This is a genomic window from Kitasatospora sp. NPDC087315, assembly GCF_044744345.1.
Taxonomy (GTDB): Bacteria; Actinomycetota; Actinomycetes; order Streptomycetales; family Streptomycetaceae; genus Kitasatospora.
Map to the genome: position 1 here is coordinate 23,719 of NZ_JBIUYD010000016.1, position 20,021 is coordinate 43,739.

At 70.9% G+C, this 20,021-nt stretch carries 14 protein-coding genes and 1 pseudogene; 13 read left to right on the forward strand and 2 right to left on the reverse strand.

Annotated elements, in window-relative coordinates; all coding sequences use genetic code 11:
- Positions 1-146: 146 nt before the first annotated feature.
- The 12 genes and pseudogenes from ACIO5D_RS22930 (at position 147) to ACIO5D_RS22985 (ending at position 17,845) form a co-directional block, all read left to right on the forward strand.
- A complete protein-coding gene (locus ACIO5D_RS22930) occupies positions 147-5,396 on the forward strand; it encodes an ATP-binding protein (RefSeq protein ID WP_400797369.1) in 5,250 nt (1,749 codons plus the stop codon).
- A 2-nt stretch (positions 5,397-5,398) separates the two neighbouring features.
- Positions 5,399-6,577, forward strand: a complete 1,179-nt coding sequence (locus ACIO5D_RS22935) for a hypothetical protein (protein WP_400797372.1) — start codon at positions 5,399-5,401, stop codon at positions 6,575-6,577.
- A 596-nt stretch (positions 6,578-7,173) separates the two neighbouring features.
- Positions 7,174-7,566 carry a hypothetical protein gene (locus ACIO5D_RS22940; RefSeq protein WP_400797374.1) on the forward strand — a complete coding sequence of 131 codons (393 nt, stop codon included), beginning with the start codon at positions 7,174-7,176 and terminating at the stop codon, positions 7,564-7,566.
- Entirely contained in the window at positions 7,563-8,468 is a 906-nt protein-coding gene (locus ACIO5D_RS22945) for an endonuclease domain-containing protein (protein ID WP_400797376.1), read from the forward strand. The genes ACIO5D_RS22940 and ACIO5D_RS22945 overlap by 4 nt, the downstream gene beginning before the upstream one ends.
- A 13-nt stretch (positions 8,469-8,481) precedes the next feature.
- A pseudogene (locus ACIO5D_RS22950) lies at positions 8,482-8,550 on the forward strand (hypothetical protein); the annotation flags it as partial.
- Positions 8,551-8,609: 59 nt separating this feature from the next.
- Positions 8,610-9,509: a DEAD/DEAH box helicase gene (locus ACIO5D_RS22955; protein ID WP_400797378.1), complete on the forward strand. Its 900-nt coding sequence runs from the start codon at positions 8,610-8,612 to the stop codon at positions 9,507-9,509.
- 55 nt (positions 9,510-9,564) lie between these two features.
- Positions 9,565-12,243: a TerD family protein gene (locus ACIO5D_RS22960; RefSeq protein WP_400797381.1), complete on the forward strand. Its 2,679-nt coding sequence runs from the start codon at positions 9,565-9,567 to the stop codon at positions 12,241-12,243.
- Between the two features lie 421 nt (positions 12,244-12,664).
- Complete coding sequence (locus ACIO5D_RS22965) at positions 12,665-14,536, forward strand: Mu transposase C-terminal domain-containing protein (RefSeq protein WP_400797384.1); 1,872 nt, start codon at positions 12,665-12,667, stop codon at positions 14,534-14,536.
- Entirely contained in the window at positions 14,481-14,750 is a 270-nt protein-coding gene (locus ACIO5D_RS22970; RefSeq protein ID WP_400797387.1) for a hypothetical protein, read from the forward strand. The genes ACIO5D_RS22965 and ACIO5D_RS22970 overlap by 56 nt, the downstream gene beginning before the upstream one ends.
- A gap of 18 nt (positions 14,751-14,768) precedes the next feature.
- Entirely contained in the window at positions 14,769-15,629 is an 861-nt protein-coding gene (locus tag ACIO5D_RS22975; protein WP_400797390.1) for a TniB family NTP-binding protein, read from the forward strand.
- A 1,421-nt stretch (positions 15,630-17,050) separates the two neighbouring features.
- Positions 17,051-17,212 carry a hypothetical protein gene (locus tag ACIO5D_RS22980; protein ID WP_400659439.1) on the forward strand — a complete coding sequence of 54 codons (162 nt, stop codon included), beginning with the start codon at positions 17,051-17,053 and terminating at the stop codon, positions 17,210-17,212.
- Positions 17,213-17,689: 477 nt separating this feature from the next.
- Positions 17,690-17,845, forward strand: a complete 156-nt coding sequence (locus ACIO5D_RS22985; RefSeq protein ID WP_400659437.1) for a hypothetical protein — start codon at positions 17,690-17,692, stop codon at positions 17,843-17,845.
- Positions 17,846-18,161: 316 nt separating this feature from the next.
- On the opposite strand, the gene ACIO5D_RS22990 is transcribed toward ACIO5D_RS22985, so the two are convergent.
- Entirely contained in the window at positions 18,162-18,443 is a 282-nt protein-coding gene (locus ACIO5D_RS22990) for a MerR family transcriptional regulator (RefSeq protein ID WP_400659509.1), read from the reverse strand.
- A 734-nt stretch (positions 18,444-19,177) separates the two neighbouring features.
- On the opposite strand from ACIO5D_RS22990, the gene ACIO5D_RS22995 reads away from it, so the two are divergent.
- Positions 19,178-19,372, forward strand: coding sequence for a hypothetical protein (locus ACIO5D_RS22995; RefSeq protein WP_400659435.1), 195 nt, complete (start codon positions 19,178-19,180; stop codon positions 19,370-19,372).
- A gap of 156 nt (positions 19,373-19,528) precedes the next feature.
- Here ACIO5D_RS22995 and ACIO5D_RS23000 read toward each other — a convergent pair whose 3' ends face one another.
- Positions 19,529-20,017, reverse strand: a complete 489-nt coding sequence (locus tag ACIO5D_RS23000) for a DUF2267 domain-containing protein (protein ID WP_400797393.1) — start codon at positions 20,015-20,017, stop codon at positions 19,529-19,531.
- Between the last annotated feature and the right edge of the window lie 4 nt (positions 20,018-20,021).

A 20,021-nucleotide genomic window follows, 5' to 3' on the forward strand; every position in this document is an offset into this window, starting at 1 on the left:
CCGCTGGGTCCGCTGCCTCCGACTAACCTGTGGGGATGTCGGAGGTGTGCTCTACGGTGCCGCCATACATATCCGCTCACCAGGGTGACCACGGCGCATACCCTGGGGCGGGTTCCGTGCGGGCAGGACACGCTGGAGGTGGCGCAGTGGGGCTTCGCCCGACACACCTCGGCTACGCCTACCAGGACCTGCTGACCGGGCTTCGCCTCGTTGACCTTGCGGTGGGACACGCAAGGTCCGTCGTCGTCGACACCAAGGCGTTCGCCGGGGACCGGTTCGACGACATCACGTGCGAGTGGAGCGACGGCAGTCTCGAGCGACTGCAGATCAAGCACACCAGCCACGATCGCGCATTGTCGACCGACAGTTTCACGAAGGACACCCGGAGTCTTCGTCTGGATCTCCTGTTCACCTCCATCGGCCGCGACCTCAATGCGCCATCCGGCACGTCGCACCGTCTCGTGGTGCGCGACACGGATCCGGACGACGCCGATCTGACCAACGTGTTGCGGCCTGTCGGTGCGGGCAACGACCCGGGGCCAGCCCTCCACGGTCTGAGCAGCAGGCGGTTCCGCTTCGATGCCGCGGCCCTGCGGTCTCATGAGCCGTGGAGAACGATGCTTGCGGGCATCGGTGACGATCTGCTCGGCCGTGCCTGCGCATCCTTGGTCGTCGACACCGGTGTTCCGGTATTCTCCCTCAACATCCACAATCCCGGGCCGGCCGAGGCGGCCCTGCTGCACCGGGTCACCACGGAGCTCGGTGCCGGACGTCCTCCGAACCGGCACCGTTCGCCCGAGGAGGTCGCACTCGCCCTCATCGAGGCGGCCAAAGCAGCACGCAGCCGCAACGGGACCGTGACGGCCGAGGACCTGCTTCCCCGTCTGGCGTTGGAGGTCGACTTCGGGGCTGTCCGTGAGGGGCACCCCGTGGACCGTGCTGCCGAAGTGCGGCGCCCCGCCGTGCTCGCGAACATGAAGAGGGCTCTGGAGGACACGGCGCGGCAGGGCGGCGTCGTGGTGGTCACGGGGGCGCCCGGAATCGGCAAGTCGTGGCTGTGCGAGCAGCTGGCCGATGACCTGCAGGACACGTGGCTTGCTGCACGCCATCACTGCTGGCTGGGCGCCTCGGACATGGATCGTGAGCAGCGGGTGCTCACCGAGGTCGTGATCGGCAGTCTGCTCCGGCAGCTCGAAGAGGCAGTCCCGAAAGCGGTGGCCGAGGTGAGGCCGCGCTTCGCGGCGACTCCCGAGTCGCTCGTGGACGCTGTCGCTGCGGCGCGGCGTTTGGCCCCGGATGTGCCGATCGCGTTGATCGTGGACGGCATCGACCACGTCAGCCGGGTGCTTGGGCACAGCACCGGCGGCGTGTTCCGGGAGCAGTCCGACCCGGCCGCGGGCCTGGTCGAGGAACTCAGTGCTCTGAGGATGCCGCCCGGTGCCGTCCTCGTGCTCGCAAGTCAGCCGGGTCCCCACCTCGCGTCGGCGGGTGCTGGCGCCGACCACTTCACCGTTCCTCCTCTCAAGGGTCCCGAGCTGCGTGACCTGGCGGATCGTCTGGGTCTGCTGGCGGTCCTGACGTCGTCGGATGTCGGCCTTGAGCCTGCCGACAACCAGGAGGAAGCCGCCGTCACGTTGATCGAGGAGCGCTCGCGGGGCAACGCCCTCTACGCCACGTATCTGTGCCGTCAGGCTCTCGGGCCGGCACCTGGACTGGGGTCACCGCAGACGCGGGCCGTGGCCGGCGGCCCACTCGATCGACTGCGCGAGGTCCCTCCGTCGGCACACGACCTCGACGACTACTACGACTACCTGCTGAAGGGACTGACCGACCAGCAGCGCGCTGCCGTCAGCATGCTCGCGGTCTGCGACTTCGCCGTGAGCGCCGAGGAGCTCGGAGAGATCTTCCCGCTGCCCGGGATGATGCTCGGTGCCGCACTGAGCAGCGTGGCACCGATCGTCGCGCAGCAGCCGGGCATTGGTGGGCTGAGGATCCATCATGAGAGCTTCAGTCGTTTCGTCCGCCGGAGCGACGGCGACCATCGTTGGGTCGATCAGGTCCGGGCCCAGGCTGCCGAGTGGCTGTTGCGGCGCGGGTTCTTCACGGATCCGCGGGCGTTCAGGCATCTGCCCGAGCTCTTGTCCGCTCTGGGCCGAGACGACGACCTCGCCGTACTGGTCGGTCCCGATTTCCTGTCCCGAGCGATTGCGGGCCTGCAGCCCCCGCATGCCATCATCCACACTCTCACCGTGGCGGCGCGACGGGCGGCGGCCCGTAAGGACTGGCCCATGCTGGTGCGTTGTGTGGAGCTCAGCCGGGCGCAGGCGACCTACCAGGACGAGGGTCTCCCGGGCTCGCTGGTGCCGTACGCGGATGTGCTGGTGGCGTTGTCGGGGGCCGACCGGCTCGCGGCAAGCCTGATGTACGAGGGCGTGCCCACGATGTCCGCGCGGTGGGGGCTGCAGTTGTGCGCGGCCGTGGACAGGGCCGGCTGTGCCGCCCCGTGGGAGGCCTACCTGGCAGCGTGGGACGAGGTACGTGACCGCGAGCGCACACACTACGGCTCCGAGAGCGACGAGTCGGTGTTCCTCGCCGAGTTGCGCGGGCGGATCCGAATTCCTGGCCGGGGCACCGACGAGCCCGGATCCGGACAAGGGTCACTCGCTCTCGGGCAGCGTGTCGCCCGATTCCTCGACCAGGAGAACCTGGGCTCCCCCAAGCGTGCTGTCGGTGTGCTACTGGAGTGCCTTGGCCCCGAATCCTTGATGGAGAGTGCGCAGCTCATCGAGCGTCACGACCGGCGTACTGCTCTGCTGCTCCATCTTGCGGAGACCCGCGGCAACGGGGGCCGCGGTCTGCCCTCTGCCCGGATGCTGGCCAGTGCGGCCTGGGCTAGCGGGCCGTGCGATCCGCGGCGGCTGCTCCACCTCGGCGTCGCAGCCGAGGACATTGCCGGGGACCTGTTCTCCGAGGGCGTCGCCGAGACACTCGCACGGGCGACGCAGGAGGTGCTGGTCGATCGGGCCAGCGGGTTGTCCGGACCGGTAGGCAGGTGGCTGTCGTTGCTCGTCGTGGCGCACACAGTCGACCGGCATGCTCCCTCCCGGCTGCTTCCCCTGTTCGACGGCGTCGGTTTCTACCGCGCCTGGCTGCGGTTCGCTGTTGCCACTGTCGGCCTGCGCCGGGACGTCGATGCTGGGACGATCCCTGCCGAGGGCGCGTCCACGGCCGCCCGGGTGTCGCTCGAGGAACTGGTCGGGCACGCGAACCCGTTCACGGGACAGCCGAGGGCCTGCGACCTCATGGACATCCACCACCTCGTGCGGCGGGTACTGCACGAGGCCGTCACCCTGCTGCTCGACGACGACCTGGCGCTGGGTATCGCTGCCCTGCAGGCCATCAGTCGCGGGACCACCACGTCGCTCATGGGCATGGCCGGATCCGGCCCGCTGATCACCACGGAACTGGTATCCCTGCTAGCCGAGAGCGCTGGCCAGGCCGGAGCCGGCGTCGTGCGCGAGCTCATGGAGACGCTGCGCCCGGCCCAGGCCGGGCGCCGCACACTGTACGCCGAGGACGCCGACTTCGAGCTCGAGATGGCCCGGGTAAGTCTCGCCTGCGGCGATCCGCAGGAAGCGCAGCGCTGCTGGGAGCGTGCCGCCCGGTACATGGGCGCATACGGGGGCCACAAGGACGTCACCGTCGACGAACTGCTGGATCCGCTGCCCCAGCTCATGCAGGCCGATCCTGTCCAGGCACGTGTACGGCTGGCCCGAACGCAACCCCTCGTGCATCTTGTCGTGGACCACACCAACGGACGGGGCACCTCGGGGACTGTCCACGAGTGGTGGCGCTTTCTGGCGCTCCTGGACCCGCGGGCCGCCGCGCAGCTGGGTACCGACTTGCTCCTGACCGAGCCCGGACTGCCCGATGCCCGGGTGGACGCAGCCCACCAGCGGCTGCTGTCCGCACAGGCCGACGCCGCCGACCCTGTCGTCCTGGCGGTGCTGCGAATCGCTGCAGGGCCCGACGGCCGCTCCCAGAAGGCCGACACCACGCTGCTCGGCCGGCTCGCCGACCTGCCGGGCAGCGACGCGGCGCAGGTGCGGCGTCTCCTGCCGGTGCTGGCCAATGCGATCACCTCAACCTACGACGACCAGGTCATGATCTCCACGTCGGACAACGCCGGGGACGCACACACCGTTGCGCTGCGTGCGGCGGCACAACGGTGCGGCGGCGAGGGCGGCCCGCTCTGGACACCCCGGGCCGCTCCCCTGAGAACCTCCCGTGACTGGCGGGGCCCCAAAGAGCGCACCGCCACGGGCGCCTTCCTGCATGCCCAGCAGCGGCCTGCGCTGCCGGAAGGAGCTGCCGGCATGCTGGCCGCGGTCCGTGACCGCAGTAGCAAGGCATATGACGATCCGCCCGGTCCACGGTGGTCCAGGGACGCTCTGGCCAATGCAGTGGGTTGGAGGCTGCTGGAGGCCGTCGACGGCCACGGAGCTTCCGCGGCCGCCCAGTTGCTGCACCGGATCGCCGACGAGATGAGCGTGGCCGGGCCCGTTGAGCTGCTCGCAGACCTCGCCGCCGGGCTCCACGCGCGCCGAGATATCGCCCCCGAGGTGTTCGGTCCGCTCGCCGCGACGGCGGGCATGCTCGCTTTCACCAAGATGCGGGGCGGCGGCGGGTGGAGGTCCTTCGCCGGCAGTGACCGGGTGGACCTGTGGCAACAGGCCCACTTTGACGACGCTGTCGGCGCGGCCCAGGATCTCGCGGACCGGGTGGCCGACGCTGTCGCCGGTGCCTCCTACAGCCGCACCATCGGTGTCAGCCAGGCCCTTGTCTCGGCATTCGCCGTCCAGCCACCCACTTCACCCCCAGCAGCCGACGCGTTCGCGTGCTGGGACGCGGCGTACGAGGTAATCGCCCATCGTTTGCCCGGCGACGCCCGACTCGGGGAGGGCGTCTACGTTCCGGCCGCAGAGCCGGCTCGGCAGGACGACGTCGACGCAGCGCTGTGCCAGCTTACCCTGGCAACCGTCGCCTTCCCCGAGCGCGCCGTCAAGCGCCGCGCCCTGGTCGCCGCGGCGGTCCTCCTCGCGGCCCGGCCCGGGCACGCGCAAGCAGCGCTGGCACACGTCCTCTCCCCCGGCATCGGAGCCGGCCCCCTGACCTGGCTCCTGGCCGTCCTGCGCAACCACATGCCGGACGGGCCACTGGAGAGCGCCCTTTGCGAGCGGCTCGTGGACCTGTGCGGCAGCAACATGCTGTCCGTGCGGGCGGAAGCCGCCGCAATCCTCGCCCGGGCCGGGCACCAACCGCCCGCCCCTCCGGCGACCTCGGCGCATCCGACACTCGCCCGCATTCTGTCCGCAAGCTTGAACACCGGGGACTGACCATGGACGACCCGCGGCCGTACGCGACCCACCTGGTCGACTACTACCTGGGAGTGCGCCTCGACGCAGCCGGGTCCCCGGCCGGCCTTCGTGAGGCCGTCATCGACCTCGTCACCGGCGCCTTCGCCGAGGATGTCGAGCCTTTGATGACCGCCCAGCTGGACCTGCTGGCCGAACGTCGCTCCCAGATGCCCGACGCCTACCTCGCCGACCAGGCCGCCGCAGAAGACGCTCTGCAGCAGGCCGCGGCGGGCCTGCGCGCCGCGCTCGCCCAGGCAGGGCAGCGCGGCAATGCCCAGGCCTTCGAGCGCGGTGCGGCCGCACGACTGCGCGACGACCCCCAGACAGCCCTACGGGCCGAACTCGCCCGCACTCCCCGGCCCCTGACTCGCCCTGAAGCGCTGCAGTGGACACTCGATCCCGCGCCCTGGTTCGACGACGGCCGACAGGACCCCCAGCCCTGGCCCCCTCCCGGTCTCGCCTCGGTCGACGGCTTGCGGTCGCTGCCGCACAGCGCCTCGGCCTTCCCCCGGGTCACCGACGGCCCTCGCACGGGCTGGGTGCAGATCGGCCTCGCCGAACGGCAGCGCACTCCTGCCCGCCGCCACCCGGACCAGCCCGCCCGCCAAATGCGCCTCGTCGTCGGGCTGGAAGCTTCGGTCGACGGTCCGCCGCCCGACACCCTGCCCTTCGCCGAGCTGCCCTGGCATCTGTGGACGACCCCCTGGCGCCGACTGGCACTCGGCCTGGCAAGCCCGGAAGCGGCAGCCAAGCACCTCAAGACCCGCGACCGGCCCCTGGTCGGACTCACCGACGCCGGCAGCACCGCGCTGCTTCCCTCGCCCCGCCCCCGGCACGGCCCAGGGGTGCCCCCGTACGTCCTCGCGCCTGTTGCGCCGGTCATCGCTGCACTCGATCTCGCGCCTACGGACGGCGTATGCGGGTTCAGCCTGAGCGATGCGACCGGCGAGGCGCTCATCTGCCGCCAGTGGCGGGGACACCTCGTCCACGACGGAAACTACGAGCCACTGCTGCCCGCGGTCACAGGAGCGGACCTCATCATCCGTCCCGACCTCTTCATACGCCTGTGCGACATCGTCGGTCCCGCCCGCTGCCGAGCTGGCCTCAACGTCCACCACACGTCAGCACCCCACGACGATAGTCTCCCCGACGAGGATTGAGCACAGTCCGGAGTCCCTCCCGTCATCGGTCACCGAGGCTCTTGGGCAACTGGTACAACTCGCCCGCCGACGCGACAGCCCGTGTTCACCACGTCGCCCACGCCCAGGGCCCGGACCGGCGGAGCCACCAGGTCAGCAGGGCGGGTTCGCGACCTGGCCATCGCTGGCGGCCGTTAGCCAGCAGCGCTGCCTCTCAACGTACTTGGCGGCCGCCAACACGAGCAGGGAGCCTTCTTGACGTCCGAACTGGTGACGACCGTGCTGCCGCTGGTGGGCGTGGCGTTGGGTGCCGCAGGCGTGAGGTCCGGGTCCTGCAAAACTGGGCGGGCGCAGGGGTGGGTGGCCTGCTCGCGGCAGGTGGCGATACAGGACTCAAGACCGGTGGGTACATGGAACCGTGGTTCGAACGGATGGCGGCAATCCCTGGCCTGAGCTTCACGGGCAGCCCCGGTGTAGTCCGCGAGTCACTTCCAGGAGCGAATGACCGTCCCGACGAGTCGTACGGCTCTGCGATGTGGCCAACTCCTGAGGGCAGTACCTCTGCCACACCTGCCAGTCGGCACGTACCGCGCGAAGCGCGGGGTCCGGAGTTGGCCGTGCGGGTCTGGGAGGCGTTGGAGACCCCGGGTTCGGCGATGGACTACCACTTCGTCCTGCAACACGCAGTCAGCCAGCTGTGGGCTGACCGCCGTTCTGACCCTGATGCGCTGGAGTTGCTCGAGGTGTTCGCTTTGCTCGACCTTGAGTTGATGGAGGCCGCCCCACAAGCTGTGTCGTTCGACTTCACTGACGATGAGCCCTCGTTCGTGCGGGTGTCCTCTGTGCCGCAGTTGATCGAGTTGCTCGAGCGCGAGGGTGCCCTGGTGGAGGCTCTCGGCCTGGCACGCCGCCTGGCCCGCTTTGGGCAGGGCGAGGACCTGGTGGAGCAGTTGTCGGGGAAGGTCGCTTTGCTTGCCTCCGAGGCGGACCTCGAGGACGGCCCGGCATGAGCGCTGGGTTGGAGCGGTTGATCCCCGCCGCCTCGTTCCTGGAGGAGGCGTTCTTGCGGTGGGTGCTCACCCCGGCGGCGGGGCGGGGCATCGTCGCGCGGGTGCACAGCCAGTACCCGGTGACCGTCGAGGAGCGCACCTACCGGCTGGATTACCTGATCGCGGGTGACGTGCTGCGGGTGGCTGTCGAGCTGGACGGATTCGCGTTCCACAGCGACCGGGGTGCGTTCACCTACGACCGGATGCGGCAGAACGACCTGGCCGCCACCGGGTTGACGGTACTGCGGTTCTCCTATGACGCAGTGCGCACGGACACCGCGCGCTGCGTCGCGCAGTTGCAGGCGATGCTGCGTCAGGGTCCGGCGCTGGCTCCGTTGCTGACCGCTTCACCTCATGTCGAGGTCCCGGACATGGTGGGTGATCCGATGCGGGCGGCTGATCCGCCCCGCCGGGCATCTGTGTTCGGAGCCGGGGGCGGATCGTACTTCGACGACGTGCGGGCGCGGGTGGACCGCGGGCCGCTGCGGGCGTGCCAGGACGAGGCGTTGGCAGCTTTGGCGAACTACTACGCGTGCGGTGGCCGGCACGCGGCCGCGGGGATGGCGGTCGGGGCCGGCAAGACCGCGCTGGGCGTCGCGGGCCGCGTTGTCGTTCGCCAAGCGGCGCGTATTGGTGGTGACGCCGGGCTCGGTCATCCGCGGCGCGTTCGCCAAGGCCCTCGACCCCGGTGCGCCGGGCAATGCCCTGTACGGGCTGGCGGGTGGGCCGATACTGCCCGGTGCGCGCCCGCCGACAACCCTCGTCCTGGACGGGGCGGACGGTCAGATCAGCCGGGTCAGCCGCGAGCGGCTGCTGGCCGCCGACATCCTGGTCACCAACTTCCATTCCCTGAGCACCGGTGAGACCGACGGGGACCTGCTGACCAAACTCCAGCCGGGAGATGTGGACTTCATCGTCGTCGACGAGGCGCACATCGCAGCCAGCGCCTCCTACCAACGGCTGTTCGCCCACTTCCAGAGCGCACGTGCGCTGCTGATGTCCGCATGTACGAGGCCACATGGCCGGATGGGCGGCGCGAGCAGATCGTGGGCCGTGACGCGCTGTTGGCCGCGTTGGGCGACGAGCGGCGGATGGCACGTATCACCGCGCAGTCCGAAGCGCCGATCCATCACGTGATGGCCGCCACCCGCGCCTGCCTGGACGCGCAGGCCAAGCTCCTGGCCCCCGTGAAGCCGCGGGTGCTGTTCTCCGCCATGGGCCAGGCCCACGCCAAGCAGATCGCGCGCATCGCCGAGGAACACGGCATCGCCTGCGCCACCTTGCACCACAGCATGGCGCCGTCGGCGATCTCCTCCACTGTGCGCAGGTTCGAGTCCGACTCCGGGGACCTTCAGGGCATCGTGCAGTTGCGGATGCTCGGCCAGGGCTACGACTTCCCGCCCGTCACCGTTGTCGTGCCGATCCGCCCCTACGGCAGTTTCGGCGAGTTCTACCAGTTCATCGGACGCGGTGTCCGTGTGCTGCGCCACCCGGGCGTGCCCGCCGGACAGCAGTACCTGGACGTGGTCTGCCACGCCGAACTCGGCCTGGAGGACCACCTGGAGGCGCTGTGCGCGGACAACGACATGGACCTGGCTCTGCTGCTGGACGCCCCGCCAATCGAGGCCGCCTCCTTCCAGGGTGACGGGCAGGAAGGGGACGACCCTGCGGAAGGTGCTGGAGGCGACGACGGTGCGGGCGGGATGGACGCGTTCGTCCTGTACGAGCGAGGACGGGTGGAGCAGCGCGTCGTGCATGAGCTGGATCGGGTGGAGGCTAGGCAGGCCGAGCGGGAGATGGAGTTCATGGCGCAGCGCTACGCCGTCTATGCGCAAGGCACGGCGTCGCCACTGCCGTTCGAGAAGTTCGCCGAGCTCATGCGGAAGGTGACCGGTGGCAGCTGACCCGTCGCGGTGGTGGCTTTCGGCCGCGGATGCCCACCCTGAGGTAGCACTTCGCGTGGAGGCGGCGGCCGGCCGGCAGCAGCGCTTCACCGACGTCGACGCGCTCACGGCCCGGTTGCTGGCCGCCTCGCTCGAGGGCCGGCCGGTGGCCGCCGTCACTGTCGGCAAGGGGGCTCATGTCCCGGAAACCGCCAAGGCCGCGGCTCTCACCCGCACGGAGAGCGCCCTGTGCGCGGAGGTGTTCGGAGTTCAGGAGCAGCAGCGGCGCGGCGCGTGGTACCTGCCGCAGCAGCTCTCGCTGAAGGCAGGGGTGGTCAACCTGCCACATCTGCTGCGCCACCGTCCGGCCCACGCACTGACGGTGGCCGCTGGTGACACGGCCCGCCTCACCGTCGCCGAGGGCGGGGATGTGGTGCTGCTGTGGGCGCTGCTGGTGCCCTTGTTCGAGACGCTGATGGAGCCGGTTCGGGTGCGGGCGGCGGGGCCGGCCGGTACGCGTGAGGAGCAGCGGCAGGTGTGGGCGGCGATCGAGGACCGCTACCGGCTGCTGGGCATCGCTTCCGGTGCGTTGGAGGTCTTCCGGTTCGGCGGCGGCTGGCACGCTCTCGACCGCAGAGGGCAGCAGCAGGCCCGTCTGGACCTGCTGGAAGCGCTAGCCGCGGCCGATCTCGAACAGCTGGTGGCCCGTCACCGTATGCAGCGGCTGCAGCAGTTGACGGCAGGGTTCGCGGCGAAGGCGAAGAAGGGCACGCCGCTGGCGCGGCGGGTCCTCACCCGCGCACTGCAGCCGGTGGTCTCCGCTCATTTCGCGGGTGACTGGCTGGCTGTACTCGACTACCTCCAGGCCCCGCCGCACCCGGACGAGGAGGTCATCACCGCCCTGCCCGAGGCGCGCCTGTATGTGGGCATGTCCTCCCAGGCGGCCGAGGTGGCGGCTGAGACGGGCATCGGCGAGGACGAGGTCCAGGCGATGCTCGCGGCGTTCCTCGGCACGAGCACCGCCGTCTCTCCCATCGAGGAGCGGGTGTCCGTGCTGCGCGACTGGTGGGCGGGTTTCGACCAGGCACACGCCCGCCAGGCGAAGGGGATGCCCTCGTTGTGGGGCCTGCTCGATGAGGAAGTGATGGACCTGTCCTCGCCCGGAGAGGACCGGACCCCTCAGCTGTACCTGCAGGCTCTGCCGCCCATGGTCCTGGAGCAGGTAGGGCGGCTGTTGGAGACGGTGATGCTGAAGCAGCACCCCGGAAGCATCGTCAGCAACCCCCGCCCGAACCACACGATGACCCAGGTTCTCGGTGCAGCGGCCGGGTTCTGGCATGGCATCGGACTGACCGCGTGGTTCGTGTGCGAGGGCCCGTACTCCCGCACCACCCTGTCCGACGCCGCCGGCTACTACGACCGTGAGCTGACCGAGCTGCGCACGGCCGGCTGCCCCGTCGACGCTTCCCTCTTCGAGGAACTGCGCGCCGCCGAGCAGCAGTTGGGAGATCCGGAGTCGATCTCGGAGGGCAGGAGTGTTCCGGTCGTCTCCGAGGACGGCCTCGTGAGCGTCACGTTCAGCATGGGCCGTGGCTCGCGCCGCGATGGCTTCGAGCACGTGAGGGACATCGTCACCCGGCACCGCCGTGCCTGGGCCGAACGCTACCTCAACACCTACTTGCAGCAGCGGTGGCGCCGCGAACTGGAGGAGGTCGCCCACCAGTACCACCGCCACGTCGCCCTCAAGGGGCGCCCGCCCACGCTCATCCAGTTCTCCCGGTTCGCGACGACCGCCGCCAACCAGTGGACCGGCGGTGACCTCGGGGCGCTCTACACCGCGATCGGCGAGCCCGCGCCGTCCGAGCAGAAGCGGCCCGCCCGCCTGCTGGCCAGCGACGGCCACGACTTCGCCCGCCGGGTGTACCAAGCGCTCGGTGGCGAGCCCGTCCCCAATAGCACCTGGCCGGCGGCCCAGGACCCGGAGGAGATCCGCCGGCAGTGGGAGTTGCAGCGGCTGGCCATCGAGAGCCTGCGCTACGTTCAACTCCAGGAGGCACTCGGACAGCCGCCCACCGCCAAGCAGTTCGGCACCCAGCGGCTACGGTGGCCTTGGCCCGGCGAGGAAGCCGAAGGCTGGCCGCTCCTGCAGCGCGCCCTCGCTGGCCTCACCCGCACCGGCACGCCCCCGGCCCACTCCCCCGCTGGCCCCGTCACCACCGACCTCGCCGCACCATCCCCTGACGGGAAGGGCCTCGTGCCGCTGCTGTTGGCCAAGGGCGGCAACGCGCCCCTACCTACCGAGACAACAGCGTTACGCGTCACGACCGTTGGCGCTCCGGTCGATGTTTCCGCACTTCCCCTCACCGGCGACGGCAAGGTCCGGACCGACCACGGCCTCGTCTTCTACAACCACCCCCACCAGGACGGCGTCAGTTCCAGCGGCGACACCATCACCGCCGACCTCGGCCGCATCCCCGACGATGTCCGCACGGTCGCTGTGGTGGTGAGCGTCGACCTCGAAGCGCAACCCACCGCCGTCCTCGACCAGCGCACCACCTGGAGGGCGGACATCACCCAAATCTCAGGTGTGCTCCTGCGCTTCGAGCCGCCCGCCCACGACGCGGGCGAGACGGTCGTGGTCGCCGTTGAGCTCTACCGCCACGGACCGGGCTGGAAAGCACGCGCCGTCGCCCAGGGCTACGACAGCGGCCTGGCGGGCCTGGCCACCGACTACGGCATCAACATCGAGCCCTGATCCTGACGAGGCTTCAGGCGAGGGCGGCAGCCTGGATGTCGTCGTCAGCTCACGCAACACGACACTCTGCCCACAGCCCCCGCCGCCAACACTGACACCGCCTCGACCTGCCCACATCGCACCCCCTCAAGATCACTCCAGAGGGCATCGCCCGATAACTCTCACAGGGTAGTTATCCATCTAGTTACAACATTCGCCGCGTAACTAAAACATCCCAGGTCAGAGCGGCTATCCGCCAGAGGTCAACATGCTCACTAGCAACACCACTGCAGCTCAATAGGCATACCAATGGGCAGCTTTAAGTTTGTTGGCTACCTCAAGCACACCTGGTCAGAGCGGCATCAGTGTTGCAACTAGAGAGAAGACTGACAAGCGGCGGCCAGGAGCGGCCGGCAGGGTTGGCGCGGCCGGGGGTGGGGGCGTGAGCGGGAGCTGGCGGCCTGTGGTCGCGGTGGGCTGCCATGTGGTGTTCGAGGACCGGGCCTGGCAGGTCGTGGGCCTGGAGGCGTCCGTGGTGCGGCTGGTCGACGAGCAGGGCGCGGCGGCGGACGTGCGGCACCTGTGCGGGTCGCCGGGGTTTCGGGTGGTGGGGGCGCAGGCGGTGCCGGGGGCGCCGCAGTGGGGGCTGTTCGAGGGGGTGTCGGAGCGTCAGCGGGAGCGGGCGCTGGCGTGGCAGCGGCACATCCAGGAGGTGGAGTGCGGACTGCCGGCGGGGCCTGGCGCATCGGGGGTGCCGCGGCCCGCCTACGACCCGGCGCGGTGGTCGATGGCCGAGCGGGAGCAGGCCAAGGCCGAGGAGCTGACCGCGCTCGGCTGGCCGAAGGTGAGCCGGGCGACGGTGGTGCGGATGCGCGCCAACTACCGGCAGCGGGGACTGTGGGGGCTGGTCGACCATCGCACCACGCGCGGTTCCAGCCGTACCGGGCGCGCGGACGAGCGGGTGGTGGTCGCCGGCCTGGAGGCCCTGCGCCGCCAGCGCGGACAGTCCAAGGGGACGGTGGCGGGGCTGCGGCGGCTGACGGTGGAGATCCTGGACGAGGCGCACGGGCCGGGCGCGGTGGCGATGCCGGCGACGTTCTACCGGCTGGTGCGCGCGCTCGCCGATCCCCGGGAGCTTCCCGGGCGCCCCGCCAGGACGGCCACCGTCCCCGCGGCGCCGTTCACGCCGACGAACGTGCTGCGGCCCGGTGAGCAGGTCATGCTCGACACCACCCGGCTGGACGTCATGGTGGTCTTCGACCAGGGCGTCGTCGGCCGGCCCGAGCTCACGATCGCCCTCGATGTCGCGACGCGCTCCATCCTGGCGGCCGTCCTGCGGCCGGCCTCGACGAAGGCGGTGGACGCCGCGCTGCTGCTGGCGGAGATGGCGGTACCGCACCCGATGCGCCCCGGCTGGCCGAAGGTCCTGGAGCTGTCGCACGCGGCCGTTCCCTACGAGCGGCTGCTGGCCCTGGACGCCCGGCTGGACGGAGCGGCCGCGCGGCCGGTCATCGTGCCGGAGACCGTCGTCGTCGACTGCGGGAAGGTCTTCGTGTCCGAGCCGTTCCTGGCCGCGTGCGAGACGCTGGGGGTGAGCGTGCAGAGCGCCCCGCCCCGCCAGCCGGCTGCCAAGGGGCCGGTGGAGCGCACCTTCGGCTCCATCAACACCCTGCTGTGCCAGTACGTCGCCGGCTCCAACGTCACCCTCCGCGGCCGCGACGTCGCCTCCCAGGCCCGCTGGACGCTCCCCCAGCTGCAGGACCTGCTCGACGAGTGGATCACCGCCGGCTGGCAGAACCGCCCCCACGAAGGACTGCGGCACCCCATGATGCCCCGGGCCTGCCTGTCGCCCAACGAGATGCGGGGCGCCCTGGTCGCGGCGTGCGGTTACCTGCCCGTCCCGCTGACCGGCGACGACTACACCGAACTGCTGCCCGTGGTGTGGAAGGCCGTCACCGACCGGGGCATCCGCGTGGACCACCGCACCTACGACCACGCCGTCCTCAACCCGCACCGCGGCCACCCCTCCCCCGTCACCGCCCAGGGCGGCAAATGGGAGGTCCACCACAACCCCCACGACCTGCGCCAGGTCTGGATCCGGCTGCCGAACGGCAAGCTCACCGAGATCCCCTGGATCCACCGCGACCACGCGACCAGCCCGTTCAACGACCACATCTGGCAGTACCTCAAGACCCAGGTCGCCCGCCGCCCCGACCGCGACCACTACGAAGCCGCCCTCGTACGCGCCCTCGACGGCCATGCCGGGCAGGACCGGGCAGCCCTCCCCGGGACAGGGCGACCCCGGCGCGCGTGAAGCCGCCGGACCGTCGTATGCGGCGCTGCCGGCGGCCGCGCTCCCGTGGGCGGCGAGCGGCACGGGAACCGGGCCGGCGCCGGACTCGCCGGAGGACGACTGGGCGTACGAGTGCTCGACCTGGGACGGCTTCCAGCGGTTCGTCGACACACCCGTGCCCGCTCCTCCCGCCCCCGGCGGGCCGCCGCGCAGCGCCGAGGACAAGCTCGCCTAACACTCCAGGTTCGTCACCGTGCAGACCCCCGCCATCGACAAGGTCTCGCGCACCGTGCGCACCCTGATGGTCCTGGCGCGCCACCAGGACACCACCGCCCGGCCCTCCCTGATCGTCACCGGGCCGGCCGCGTGCGGCAAGACCACCGCCGTCCTGCACATCGGGCGCGCCTGCCACCTGGCCTCACACGCCCGCGCCGGCGCCGACGCGAGCGGGGACACCGTGCCGGTCGCGTACATCCTGGTTCCGCCGGGCGCGACCGCCAAGACCCTCGCCGCCGAATTCGCCCGCTACCTCGGCATCCCCGTCACCGCCCGGATGACCCAGGCCCAGATCGCCACCGCCGTCTGCCACACCTACGCCGCCGCCCGGGTCCGGCTGGTCCTCATCGACGAGATCCACCGCCTCAACCCCCGCACCAGCACTGGCGCGGACGCCGCCGACCTCCTGAAGGACCTCACCGAACGCATCCGGGCGACGTTCCTCTACGCCGGCATCGACGTCACCGACACCCCGCTGTTCACCGGCGTGCGCGGACAACAGCTCGCCGCCCGCGCCAGCCTCATCGACACCGGCGCACTGCCGCTTCGCCACGGCACCCGCGAACCGTTCCGCGACCTGGCCGCCGCCATGGACAACGCCCTCGACCTCGACCACCACCGCCCCGGCACGCTGCCCCGCCTGGCCGGCTACCTCCACGCCCGCACCGGCGGCAGGATCGGCAGCCTGGCGCGCCTCGTGCGCCAAGCCGCCATCACCACCATCCTCGACGGCACCGAACGCATCACCCGCGCCGTCCTGGAGGACATCGACCTCGACCACCTCGCCGAAGAGCAGCACCGCCCCCACACCCTGACACGCACCACCGCCCGGCGATGACAGCCATGTTCTACGCGCCTCCCGTCACCCCCGGCTGCCAGCGCGTACGGCCCCTGCCACGCGAAACCACCGCCTCCTACCTCACCCGCCTGGCACACGTCTACCGGCAGAGCCTGCCCCAGCTCCTGGACGCCCTCGCGATCGCCGTCGACGCGCAAGGCAAAGGCCTCGCCACCGTGCACGGCGCCGAACTCCACCCCAACCGCGCCGCCCAGGTACGCATCGCGGCCCTCGCCCGCATCCCCCACCCCCACCTCGCCCGCGCCCTGCCCCGCTGGGAACCCGTCGCCGGCACCCGCCCGGCCCGGCAGCGGCCACGAACTGCCCCACATCACCTGGCAGCGCACCGCACGCCACCGGCAGCCACCCATCGCCGCCTGCCCCGCCTGCGTCCTACACCACACCCGCGGCGCCACCCGCACGGCCTGGGCCTACACCCCCGACCACCAACGCCTGTGCGCCCGCCACCACACCTGGCCCACCACAGGCGAACACGGCCACATCCTCGACGTCACCACGCTGCCCGAACTCGAGCACGCACAACGCGCCCACCAGCGCCTGCAACGCCGTCAAGACGCGGACCTCGCCTGGAGCTGGGCCCAGACCATCACCACCCGCTGGTACGACCACCAGCAACACCTCGCGCACCGCTGGCACCGGCGCACCAGCACCCTCGCCGCCACCAACCCCCGTCTCGCGCCACGCACGTCATGGGCACTCCTCGCCCGAGATGCCGCCACCTACCCCGAAACCGTCACCCTCGCCCGCGCACTCCACCACCACCGAGTACTCGCCACCCCCGACAACCACAACGGCCCCCACCGCCACACCCACCCCGCCCACGCCGCGTTCCTCCACCACACCGCCACCAGACTCGGGCTCCCCCGCCTGAACCCGTCCGACGACGACCCCCTGCGGACATGGATCCACCACCACACCCAAACACGACCCAGCACGCCGTCACCCCGCCGTAACGCCTTCCGGACAGCCCACGCCACCCCATACGAGATCCCGAAGACAGCGTGGATCAACGACCCCGCCAAACGCCGCGAACCCGCACCACAAACCTCATAACGCCACGACCGTCTCACTGGACTTGAAATCTTCCGCCCCGACCCGACCGTCCCGACCCGCCCGACCGGGACGGCCAGGAGGACGACGGTCGCCGAGCGGCACCGGACCGCCAGGACCGGCGAGCGGAGCGGCGGCCTGGGCAGGGATCCGGGCACCGAATCGCCGCCACGCGGAACCTGGGAGCCAATCGACATCAAAGCCTTCGATCAGCAGGCAATTTCTTGAACAGAACGTTAAATGCAAGGCTTTGTCTCGTATTTGGGTGTAGACTCTGAAGCGCAGAGGGTGGTCCGAAGGGTCGGCATCGCGGTGATGCCGACGGATCACCCGCGGACAGGGGGAGCACCATGACCTACCACCTCGAGGTGGCGCGGGCGACGATCGACGAGCGTCTGCGGGAGGCCGAGAAGCACCGCCTTGCGCGCGCGCTCCGGCTCAAGAGCCGCGCCGAGCGCACCACCCGACGCGCACACCGGGCCCTGACAGGTCTGGTCGGCCCGACCGTATGAGCATCACCCGCGATGGGCCGTCACCGCAGCACCGGTGACGGCCCATCTGCAATCTGCAAAAAGCCTTCGGTGAACCGGCCCGGTCGGCCACACGCAGACGAATGCCGGGGCCTCAGCCGGTGGGCCTGAACCGCCTCCTCAACCCGGAGGCCGAGAAAGCCGACCGGGGGTGGGGCCGAACAGGACCTGAAGGCCGGCGGGGCACGGGACGCCCTGCCGACCGCGCCGACAACACCTCCACCACCGCGGTCGGGTCAGCAGCCGGCTTCCCGCACGGTCACACGGCCGAACCGCCTGGAGGCCGATCAGCGAAACCTGCTGGCGGCGATCAGGGTCGAGGAGGACCCCGAGCTGGTGGCCGCGAAGGCGGCTGCCGAGGCAAAGCCGAAGGTCTCCCGCACAGACCGGTTCACCCAGTGCCTGGCGGTGCTCGCCCAGTTCGTGGCGCGGGAACGGCATGCGCGGCCCCTCTAGCCGTTGGAGACCGTGGAGGCCAGCCCCGGCGGCGAGGAAGAGGTCGTGGTGCACCAGGTGGCGCTGGGTTCATTCTTGAACAACGCCAAGGCGAGGCGGGCGAAGCTGTCCCCGGGACAGCTCGCGCAGCTCGCCGAACACGGCGTGGAGTGGGCGTAGCGGGCGGTGTACGGGATTCCCGGGACACCCCCGCGAATCCCGTACACCGCCGAAGTCGGCAGGTCAACGCCGGTCGGGCCTCCCTCATAGACGAAGCCCCGACCGGGAACACCGGCTCGACGCCTCAGCGGACGAACCGGACGATTCCCGCGGACTCACGAGATGCGCCGATCAGAGGCCATTCAAGCCTCGGCGCAGCGGCAGGAACTCACGGGGAAACGCGTGTTCCGGTCGCTGCGGCACCGGACGCGCGACGGAGCCTGCAGAATCTGTCCATGGGCTCCGCCCGCGGCTGTAGGCCAGGTTGCCGGTCCGGTCAGGTGTCCGCGGTGGGTTCCTGGCCGTGCTGGGAGCGGCGGAGTTGCTCGTTGAGGCGCAGGGCTTCTTCGAGTTGGTCTTCGAGGATGACGATGCGGCAGGCGGCCTCGATGGGGGTGCCCTGGTCGACGAGGTCGCGGGCGCGCATCGCGATCCGTAGTTGGTAGCGGGAGTAGCGGCGGTGGCCGCCGTCGGAGCGCAGTGGGGTGATGAGGCGGTGTTCGCCGAGGGCTCGTAGGAAGCCGGGGGTGGTGGCGGTCATCTCGGCGGCACGGCCCATGGTGTAGGCGGGGTAGTCGTCGTCGTCGAGTTTGTCGGGTGTGTCGGGGCTGGTCGTTGTAGTCACTGCACCTCTCTGGTTCTGGGAGAACGCGTTGAGGGGCCCCGGCGCCGTGTCGGCTCCGGGGCCCCGAAGGGGAACAACACCATCTACCGGCCTGGGCCGGTCCTTGGGTTCCGCACTGCCCCGGGGGAGGGGGTGTGTGGGGATCGCGTATGCGTGACCGGAAACCACCGTCCTTGCGTTGGGGTCTGCGGTGTCCGCCCGGGCGAGTGTTCACGGGCCGGGCGATCCTGATGGCGCTTGCGCCCTCCATTCATCCTCTGGACTGCACTGTCACTTTCGTACTGCCGGTACTGCACTCACTGAACCGCGTACAACCGGTACCGCTGGTGGCGGCCCCTGATACCTGCGGGCCGCCCGGTCCGTCAGCCAGTCCCGTCGCCGTCCTGCACCTGCCTGGCTTCGGAACTCCACTGCTGGACCGAACCGCGAACTCTGTCCAACAACCCCGGCCAGTTCGTGTCTGGCCGGTATCGCCGACTGCTGTCTACGAGAGAAACGCTAGACCAGCCCACGATCAATGTCTACTCCGGCGCACACAGATTTTGCGGATGCGAGAAGGGAGGTAGTCTTCCGCTGCGCGGCGGCGGCAACCCCCCGAGCCGCCGCCGCGCGCCCCGAAACAGCGAGCGACACCGCGCAGGGAGGCGGCAGTGGGACACCCGGCGCCCGTGGCACCGGAGACGGTCCGGGACGGGCAGGCGGCCTTGATCGAGGCGATCACCGAGGCCGTGCACGACGGTGACGACCGCACCGTCCGCCGGCTGCTGGCCCGCTTCGCCGAGGTGGCCACCATCGCCGACCTGTACGCCCTGCGCGACGCCCTCGACACCGCCCGCCCATCCGACAACCGCAGGCAGCACTGACCCTTGCCGACCGGGCGTGCAGGTCGATCCCACGCCGGACGTCGTGACCGCTGCGGATGCGCGCTCGCCCCGTCCGGCCGGGGCGAGGGGAGCAGGTGCCCGCCCGGTGGGTGAGCTCGCGCACGGTGCCGCTGAAGGCCCGTACCCGGTCCCGGGTCAAGCCGCGATGGCGAGGTCGGCGCGGCCGAACAGGAGCGCGTAACCGCGAGGCAGGTCGGCGAGGAGCCGGTCGGTCAGGTGGTCGCCGGCCAGGCCGGCGAGGCCGGCGAGGGCGGCGAGGCCGGCGAGGGCGGCGAGGGCGGCCAGGGCGGCCAGGGCGGCCAGGGCGGCCAGGGCGGCCAGGGCGGCCAGGGCGGCCAGGACGAAGGAGACGTCCCAGCGGGCGCCGGTGAGGCTGGTGTTCAGGGCGCGGGCGCCGGCTTCGACGAAGGCCGGGGCGGCAACGGGCTGGGGCAGCGGGATCTGGTTGGCGAAGGCGGCGCGGGCGCGCTCGGGCAGGGTTGCGGCGAGGTCGCAGCGTTCCTCGCCGGTGAGCTGGCTGCCGAGGGCTGTCAGGACGGCATACAGGACGCGTTCGGCTTCCTCGTCGGACGTGTAGCGGCCGAGGGTGCGGACGTGCTGGAGGAGGAGGCGGTACCGGGTCATGACC

What these genes read in the sequence shown, in the direction of transcription:
- ACIO5D_RS22955 (WP_400797378.1), top strand. Translation starts at nt 8,610, where the DNA reads ATGTACGAGGCCACATGGCCGGATGGGCGGCGCGAGCAGATCGTGGGC.
- ACIO5D_RS22990 (WP_400659509.1), bottom strand. Translation starts at nt 18,443, where the DNA reads ATGGGCCGTGCCGCCGAGATGACCGCCACCACCCCCGGCTTCCTACGA.
- ACIO5D_RS22970 (WP_400797387.1), top strand. Translation starts at nt 14,481, where the DNA reads ATGCCGGGCAGGACCGGGCAGCCCTCCCCGGGACAGGGCGACCCCGGC.
- ACIO5D_RS22935 (WP_400797372.1), top strand. Translation starts at nt 5,399, where the DNA reads ATGGACGACCCGCGGCCGTACGCGACCCACCTGGTCGACTACTACCTG.
- ACIO5D_RS22980 (WP_400659439.1), top strand. Translation starts at nt 17,051, where the DNA reads ATGACCTACCACCTCGAGGTGGCGCGGGCGACGATCGACGAGCGTCTG.
- ACIO5D_RS23000 (WP_400797393.1), bottom strand. Translation starts at nt 20,017, where the DNA reads ATGACCCGGTACCGCCTCCTCCTCCAGCACGTCCGCACCCTCGGCCGC.
- ACIO5D_RS22945 (WP_400797376.1), top strand. Translation starts at nt 7,563, where the DNA reads ATGAGCGCTGGGTTGGAGCGGTTGATCCCCGCCGCCTCGTTCCTGGAG.